This is a genomic window from Alloalcanivorax sp. (assembly GCF_964221125.1).
In the GTDB taxonomy this organism is placed as follows: Bacteria; Pseudomonadota; Gammaproteobacteria; order Pseudomonadales; family Alcanivoracaceae; genus Alloalcanivorax; species Alloalcanivorax venustensis.
The window spans coordinates 1-7,571 of the sequence record NZ_CAXPXK010000117.1 but is presented as its reverse complement, the minus strand read 5'-3'; the positions used below and the strand labels follow the sequence as shown (position 1 = coordinate 7,571).

The 7,571-nt window shown below is 66.7% G+C and carries 8 protein-coding genes; all 8 read left to right on the top strand.

Annotated features, from left to right (window positions below; all coding sequences use genetic code 11):
- The first annotated feature begins 14 nt into the window (after positions 1 to 14).
- The 8 genes from ACEQZD_RS13815 (at position 15) to ACEQZD_RS13780 (ending at position 7,420) form a co-directional block, all read left to right on the top strand.
- Positions 15 to 164 carry a hypothetical protein gene (locus ACEQZD_RS13815; protein ID WP_370186173.1) on the top strand — a complete coding sequence of 50 codons (150 nt, stop codon included), beginning with the start codon at positions 15 to 17 and terminating at the stop codon, positions 162 to 164.
- Between the two features lie 53 nt (positions 165 to 217).
- Positions 218 to 1,195: a calcium/sodium antiporter gene (locus ACEQZD_RS13810; RefSeq protein ID WP_348321209.1), complete on the top strand. Its 978-nt coding sequence runs from the start codon at positions 218 to 220 to the stop codon at positions 1,193 to 1,195.
- Positions 1,196 to 1,207: 12 nt separating this feature from the next.
- Positions 1,208 to 2,308: an AI-2E family transporter gene (locus ACEQZD_RS13805; RefSeq protein ID WP_370186171.1), complete on the top strand. Its 1,101-nt coding sequence runs from the start codon at positions 1,208 to 1,210 to the stop codon at positions 2,306 to 2,308.
- A gap of 15 nt (positions 2,309 to 2,323) precedes the next feature.
- A complete protein-coding gene (locus ACEQZD_RS13800) occupies positions 2,324 to 3,118 on the top strand; it encodes a hypothetical protein (RefSeq protein ID WP_370186169.1) in 795 nt (264 codons plus the stop codon).
- Between the two features lie 30 nt (positions 3,119 to 3,148).
- Positions 3,149 to 4,258, top strand: coding sequence for a patatin-like phospholipase family protein (locus ACEQZD_RS13795; protein ID WP_370186168.1), 1,110 nt, complete (start codon positions 3,149 to 3,151; stop codon positions 4,256 to 4,258).
- Positions 4,259 to 4,333: 75 nt separating this feature from the next.
- A complete protein-coding gene (locus tag ACEQZD_RS13790; protein ID WP_370186166.1) occupies positions 4,334 to 4,630 on the top strand; it encodes a YrhK family protein in 297 nt (98 codons plus the stop codon).
- The gene (locus ACEQZD_RS13785) at positions 4,627 to 5,949 is read left to right on the top strand and encodes an MATE family efflux transporter (RefSeq protein WP_370186164.1); all 1,323 of its coding nucleotides are present in this window, start codon (positions 4,627 to 4,629) and stop codon (positions 5,947 to 5,949) included. The genes ACEQZD_RS13790 and ACEQZD_RS13785 overlap by 4 nt, the downstream gene beginning before the upstream one ends.
- A gap of 130 nt (positions 5,950 to 6,079) precedes the next feature.
- Entirely contained in the window at positions 6,080 to 7,420 is a 1,341-nt protein-coding gene (locus tag ACEQZD_RS13780) for an amidohydrolase (RefSeq protein WP_370186162.1), read from the top strand.
- Positions 7,421 to 7,571: the final 151 nt, after the last annotated feature.

The following is a 7,571-nucleotide window of genomic DNA, read 5'->3' as shown; positions in this document are numbered from 1 at the left end:
CGGCCTGCGAGGCGCTGGAGGCGCTCGGGCTGCTGAAACCCGATGCGCGGATTTATGTAGAATCGCGCCGTCACGACGCGGCGCCGGCGGTGCCCGAATCCTGGGAGCGCCTGCGCGAGAAGGACGGCGGCGACGTACGTGCCCAACTCTACCGCCGACCCTGAGCGCCGGGCCGGTGTGGTTGGTTTTTGGTTTTCAATAACGAAGGTGTCTGACTATGTGGCTTGCTCTGGGGGCGGTGATCGCCGGTCTTGTGGTTCTGGTATGGAGCGCCGACCGTTTCGTGGATGGCGCCTCGGCCACCGCCCGGCACGCGGGCATGCCCACGCTGCTGATCGGCATGCTGGTGATCGGCTTCGGCACCTCCGCGCCGGAGATGGTGGTCTCGGCGCTGGCCTCCGCGGACGGTAACCCGGGCCTCGCCCTGGGCAACGCCTACGGCTCCAACATCACCAATATCGCGCTGATCCTGGGTGTGGTGGCGTTGCTCAGCCCGATCTCCGTGCACTCCTCTGTGCTGCGCCGCGAGCTGCCGGTGCTGGCGGTGGTGATGCTGCTGGCCGGCTACCAGCTTTACGACGGTCAGGTCAGCCATATGGACGCCGTGGTGCTGCTGGCGGTGTTCTTCCTGCTGATGGGCTGGTCCGTGTACCAGGGCATGACCGGCAAGGGCGACCCCATCGTCGGCGACGTGAACGCCGCCGCCGAACAACCCATGCCGCTGGGCCGCGCGGTGTTCTGGCTGCTGTTCGGGCTGGTGCTGCTGGTGGCCAGCTCGCGCGTGCTGGTGTGGGGCGCGGTGAGCATCGCCGAGGGCCTGGGTGTCAGTGATCTGGTCATCGGCCTGACCGTGGTGGCGGTGGGTACCTCCCTGCCGGAGCTGGCCTCGGCGTTGGCGGCGGTACGCAAGAACGAGCACGATCTGGCGCTGGGCAATGTGCTAGGCTCGAACCTGTTCAATACCCTGGCGGTGGTGGGCATCGCCGGTGCGATCACGCCGGTGCCGGCGGAGCCCGCGGTCTTCTACCGGGACTGGGTGGTGATGACGGTGCTTACCGTGTTGCTGTTCCTGATGGGCTACGGGTTCCGCGGGGTCGGCACGGGGCGCATCAATCGCATTGAGGGCGCCATTTTGCTGTCCATTTATCTGGGTTATACCGGCTACCTGGTGTCCACCCTGGTGCCCGGCGGCTGACAGGAGTCACACATGCATCGCCCCCCGTTACAGCAGAACTCCTTTCTGGCGCTGCTGGTGCTGGTCACGCTGGGCTTCTTCGTGTTGCTCAAGCCGTTCTACGCGCCCATTTTCTGGGCCTGCGCGGTGGCGGTGATTTTCTACCCCATGCAGCAGCGTTTGCTGGCCAAATGGCCCAACCGCCCTACCCTGATGGCGCTGGTCACCTTGCTGGTGTGCACCGTGATGGTGGTGATTCCGGTGCTGCTGGTGGCGGCGTCGTTCATCACCGAGGGGCTGTCCGTATACCAGAAGCTCCAGGAAGGCCGGCTCGACCCGAGCGAGTACATCGCCACCTTCCGGGAAGGTTTCCCGTTGGCGTACCACTGGCTGGAACGGTTCGGCGTGGATTTCTCCAACCTGGGCGATCAGGTGATGGCCGGCCTGAAAAGCGCCGGCCAGTTCCTCGGCAAACGGGCCCTGGCGGTGGGGCAGAACACCTTCCGCTTCTTTATCGATCTGGGTCTGATGCTCTATCTGACCTTCTTCCTGCTCCGCGACGGCAACAAGCTGATCCAGATGCTGATCCGCGCCCTGCCCCTGGGCGACGACCGCGAGCGCATGCTGTTCAACAAGTTCGCTGAAATCACCCGCGCCACCATCAAGGGCAACCTGGTGGTGGCCGCCATTCAGGGCGCCCTGGGCGGCCTGATATTCTGGTTCCTGGGGATTCCGGCGGCGGTGCTCTGGGGCGTGGTGATGGCGGTGCTGTCGCTGATCCCGGCGGTGGGCGCCAGCTTGATCTGGGTGCCGGTGGCGTTGTATCTGTATGCGGTGGGCGAGATTGTCGACGCGGTGATTCTGACCGCCTTCGGCGCCATCGTGATCGGTCTGGTGGACAATATCCTGCGGCCGATTCTGGTCGGCCGCGACACCAAGCTGCCGGATTATCTGGTGCTGTTCTCCACTCTGGGAGGGCTGGCGCTGTTCGGCATCACCGGTTTCGCGCTGGGGCCGCTGCTGGCGGGCCTGTTCGTCGCCTTCTGGCAAATCTTCATCCAGGAATTCAACGTGGAACCGGCGGTTGGAGATACCGGTCCTAATGAGCAAGACGATGAAAAAACAGGGACGTAATCCCGGGAGACAATCATGAATCTGGTCTATTTCATGCCCATCGTGGTGGCGGCCGCCGTGGCGAGCAGTTGTGGCGATGACGAAGATGGCGGCCTGGGGTCACTGCGCTCCGATGCCTCGGTGTTTTATTACAATCAGATCACTAGTAACGGTGCCGCCGATCAGAGCACGCTGAGGGCGGACGTGACCCTGGAAGGCGACGACAGTGATAGTGTGTCTGGCGTCGGTTATTCCCGGGAAGATGAAGGCCCCGAACTGCGAGTCCGTATCGACGATACCGACGAGGATGATGACAACAGTGTTTCATTGGAAGGCTTGAACGCGAGCGGTGGCCGATTGTTCCGAACCCGCCTGGAGTTGGCCAATAACAGTAATTACACGGCGGTGTCTTACGGCGATACGAGTTTCAGTTCCACTCAGATTGCAGTCTTTCAGCAGGATCCGAGCGAAGTCAGCTCTGGCGCCCGATTCAGGGTGATCAACACGGTGGATCCCCAGGATATCGATGCCATCGGTTTTGATCTTCGTTACACTTCCGAGGGCACCAACGGTAATTATTTCGCCACCGACCTGCGCTTGGGGCAGGCCACCGAATATCAGACCACGGACTCCTCCTCTCTGAATATAGTGGTCGCCCGCGCCGGTGTGAGAAACCCGGAGGAGCAGCTGGCGCAGATGGATTGCTCGTTAAGTGGTTCGCGTACCTATGACGTGATCCTGGCAGTGGACGACCCGCTGAATCCGCCTCTCAGCGAGGGCGAAGCGGAAGATGAACTGGTGATCTATTGCCATCCGCAGGAACGGAACTGACCGGGACCGGGTTAGTCCGGGGGGACTGTTTTGCCTGCCATTCACACCCGCGAACCGGCTCTGGTTCTGCGCGCTGGGGCCCAGGCCCGGCAACACCTTCTTGAACACGGCCTGCGCGCCGAGGATATCAGCGTGGTGCCCGGCGCCGCCGGCGGTCCCAAGGCCGTGGGCATCAGCGGCCTGGACCAGGCCATTTTCGGGCGGTTCCTGCCCGAAGCGCGGCGCCCGCGCACGCTGATCGGCGCCTCCATCGGCAGCTGGCGGTTCGCCGCCGTGGCCGGCGCCACCGACGGCGAGGACGCCGCCGCCCGCCTGCGCCGGCTGGCGGAGCTGTACAGCGCTCAACGCTTCCCCAAAGGCATCACACCCCGCGAAGTCACCCGCCGCTGCGCCCTGATGCTTGATGAACTGCTCGGCGATAGCGCCCCGGCGGTGCTCGATAACCCGGACTACCGACTGGTGGTGGTGGTGATCCGCAGCCGCCGCGCGATCAGCGGCGAAGGCCGCCTGGGGCTCGGCCTGGGGCTGGCCGGCGTGATCGGCGGCAACCTGCTCAGCCGCCGCGCCCTGGGCGTGTTCATGGAGCGCGGCCTGGTGTACCCCGGCGAGGCGCCGCTGCCGTTGTCGGACCTCAATGATTTCGCCACCCATCACATCGGCCTGAGCGGCGAGAACCTGCGCGCCGCGCTGCTGGCCAGCGCCGCCATTCCCATGGTGCTGGAAGGGGTGCGCGATCTGCCCGGCGGCCCGGCCGGCGTCTACCGCGACGGCGGCCTGCTCGATTACCACCTGGATCTGCCCTACCGCACCGACGACGACCTGGTGCTGTACCCGCACTTCACCAACCGGGTGATCCCGGGCTGGTTCGACAAGCCGCTGCGCTGGCGCAACGGCGACGCCGGGCGGCTGGCGCGCACCCTGCTGGTGGCGCCGTCCGCCGATTACCTGGCGCGGCTGCCCCACGGCAAGCTGCCCGACCGCACCGATTGCAAAACCGATCTGGGCGACGACGAAGGCCGCGAGCGGTACTGGCACCGGGCCATCGACGAGAGCCGCCGCCTGGGCGACGAATTTCTTGAGCTGGTGGAGCGCGGCCGTGACGGCGGCGGCGCCCTGGCGGCCCGGCTGCAGCCCTTCTAGCGGCGGGAAACCGGGTCGTAGCGGCGTTGTGTTAGTCTCCCGCTCCGCCGTCCCTTGGCAACGAGGAACAACCGCATGAGCAAAACGCAAAGCGTTCGCCGAAGCGCCCGGCGCGCCCACTCCACCTGGGCGCTCACCCGGGCCTTCGTGCACCAATACCAGTGGTTTCATCTGGCCATGGGGCTGCTGGGCAACACCACCTTCGTGGTCGGCAGCGTGTTCTTCCTGTGGGAGTCGCTGAAACCGGCCGGGGTGTGGCTGTTCATTATCGGTTCGGTGGGCATGCTGTTGGGCAGCATCGGCGCGGCCATCGTCACCTATGAGCGCGCCAAGGGAAGGGCGCCCGGCGATGTCCAGGAAACGCCCGAATGACCGACGACGAGAAAACCGGCCTGTCGCGCCGGATCTGGCAGCAAACCTGGCCGATGACGCTGGGCGTACTGTCGCTGCTGGGCTTCAACCTGGTCGACAGCGTGTTCGTGGCGCGCCTCGGCACCGAGCCCCTGGCGGCCCAGTCGTTCACCTTCCCGCTGGTGTTTCTCACCATCGGCATCCAGGTGGGCATGGGCATCGCCATCGCCGCGCTGATCTCCCGCGCCATCGGCGCCGGCCAGGAGGAGCGCGCCGGGCGCCTGGGCGTGCTGGTGCTCACCGGCGGCGGCACGGTGATGGCGGCGCTGGCCCTGCTGCTGTGGGCGGTGCAGGACCCGGCGTTCGCGCTGCTCGGCGCCAGCGACCGCCTGCGCGAGGTGATCCGGCCGTTCTGGACCGTGCAGCTGTGCGCCTCCTGGGTGGGGGCGATGGCCTACTTCGGCTACAGCCTGTTCCGCGCCCACGGCAACACCCGCTTCCCCGGCACCATGATGATGGTCACCAGCCTGGTCAACCTGGTGCTCGACCCGATTCTGATCTTCGGCCTGGGGCCGGTGCCGGCGCTGGGCCTGGAGGGCGCCGCCTGGGCGTCCCTGGCGGCGTTCTCCACCGGCGGCCTGATCACCGCCCTGGCGCTGCGCGGGCGCGGCTGGCTGGAGCGCGACGACGTGCTGCGCGAAGTGCGCGAGTCCGCCGGCCCGTTCGCCGCCATCGCCGGCCCGGCCATGATCAGCCAGCTGATGCCGCCGCTGGCGGCGATGCTCGCCACCGGCCTGGTGGCGCGGCTGGGCGAATCCGCGGTGGCCGCCTGGGGCCTCACCAGCCGCCTGGAAAGCTTCTCCATCGTGCTGGTGCTGGGCATGACCATGGCCCTGCCGCCCTGGCTGGGGCGCTGCTACGGCGGCGGCCGCTGGCAGGAAGTGGAGCGGGTGATGGCCACCGCCGCGCGCATGGTGGTGTTCTGGCAGCTGGGCCTGGGGCTGGTGCTGGCGGCGCTGGCCGCGCCCCGGGCCGGCCTGCTGGTGGAAGACGGCGCCGTGCGTGACCACCTCACCGTGCTGATCCGCTTCCTGCCGCCCAGCTACGGCCTGCTGGGCGTGTGTATGCTGGTGGTGTCCGCCAGCAACGCCCTGGGCTGGCCGGTGCGCGCCATGACCATCTCCTTCCTGCGCCTGTTCGCCTGCTACCTGCCGCTGCTGTCCCTGGGTGCCTGGCTGGGCGGCCTCACCGGCCTGGCGATCGGCGCCGCCCTCGGCAACACCCTCGCCGGCGCCATGGCTTGGCTCGGCTACCGCCGCGCCCTCGCGGGCTCCCGGTAGCCATGTGTGGGCGGCCTGTGCGAGCGGGCCCAGCCCGCGAAAGGGAGCGAAGCTCCCGGCAGGATCCCAGAGACCTCGCCAACAGCGACTCTCAACCCAAACAATAACGACCCATCGGGAGACAACAAAAATGCTAAAAAACCTACACCGCGCTGCCCTTGCAGCGGTCCTGGCACTAACCGCCGCGACAACCCCCGCCCTGGCCGACACCACCCAACGTGTCAACCAACTGGCCGAAGCCCAGGGCGACCGCCTGGAAGCCACCTTCAAGCACCTGCACGCCAACCCGGAACTGGGCTTCCAGGAAACCGAAACCGCCAAACTGGTGAGCAAACTCCTCAAGAAACTGGGCTACCAGGTGCACACCGGCATCGGCGGCACCGGCGTGGCGGCGGTGCTGAAAAACGGCGACGGCCCGGTGGTGATGTTCCGCAGCGACATGGACGGCCTGCCGGTGAAGGAAGACACCGGCCTGGATTACGCCAGCCGCAAGCAGGTGACCCTGGACGACGGCGGCAAAGCTCACGTTGCCCACGCCTGCGGTCACGACGCCCACGTCAGCTGGCTGCTGGGCATCGCCGAAGTGATGCGAGAGACCCGCGACGCCTGGTCCGGCACCCTGGTGCTGATCGCCCAGCCGGCGGAAGAACTGCTCGAGGGCGCTCAGGCGATGGTCGACGACGGCCTCTACGACCGGGTGCCCAAGCCGGAATTGCTGATCAGCGCCCATGTGTTCCCGGTGTGGCCCGCCGGCACCGTGGCGGTGCGCGCCGGACGCCGCATGGCCGGCAGCGACCAGCTCGACGTCACCCTGCACGGCGTCGGCGGCCACGGCTCCTCGCCGCAGAACACCATCGACCCGGTGGTAATCGGCGCGCGCTCGGTGATGGCCTACCAGACCATCGTCAGCCGCAACGTGGATCCGCAGAAACCGGCGGTGCTCACCGTCGGCGCCAGCCAGATCGGCGAAGCCAACAACGTGATCCCGGACAACGGCACCCTCAAGCTCAACCTGCGCTGGTACGAAAAGCCGGTGCGCCAGCAGATGCTCGACGCCATCAAACGGGAAACCAACGGCATCGCCCGGGCCGCCGGTGTCGCCGACGACAAAATGCCGGAATACACCCTCAAGGGGTACTCCGAACCGGTCTACAACGACGAGGCCCTGGCCGAACAGGCCCAGCAAACCCTGGCCGCCGGCCTCGGCAAAGAAGCGCTGATGCCCGGCTTCCCGCCGGTGATGGGCTCCGAGGATTTCCCCATGCTGGTGGCCGGCATCGAGGACACCCAGACCCTGTTCATGGAAGTGGGCGGCGGCGCCCCGGACGTGATGAAGAAATACATGGCGACCGGTGAACTGCCGCCGATGAACCACAACCCCAAGTTCGAGATCATCAACCCGCGCCTAGCCATCACCACCGCCGTGAAAGCCAACAGCCTGCTGCTGCTCGACGCGCTGTCGGTGGACTAGTGTTGTGGGAGCTTGCCTTGCAAGCGAAAGGCCGGAAAAGCCGGCCGGCAGGATGCCAGAGAGGCTGTTGGGGCTGCCTTTAAGAAGGTCTCTGGGATCCTGCCGGGTGGCTGAAAGCCACCCTTTCGCGGGCTGGGCCCGCTCACACAAG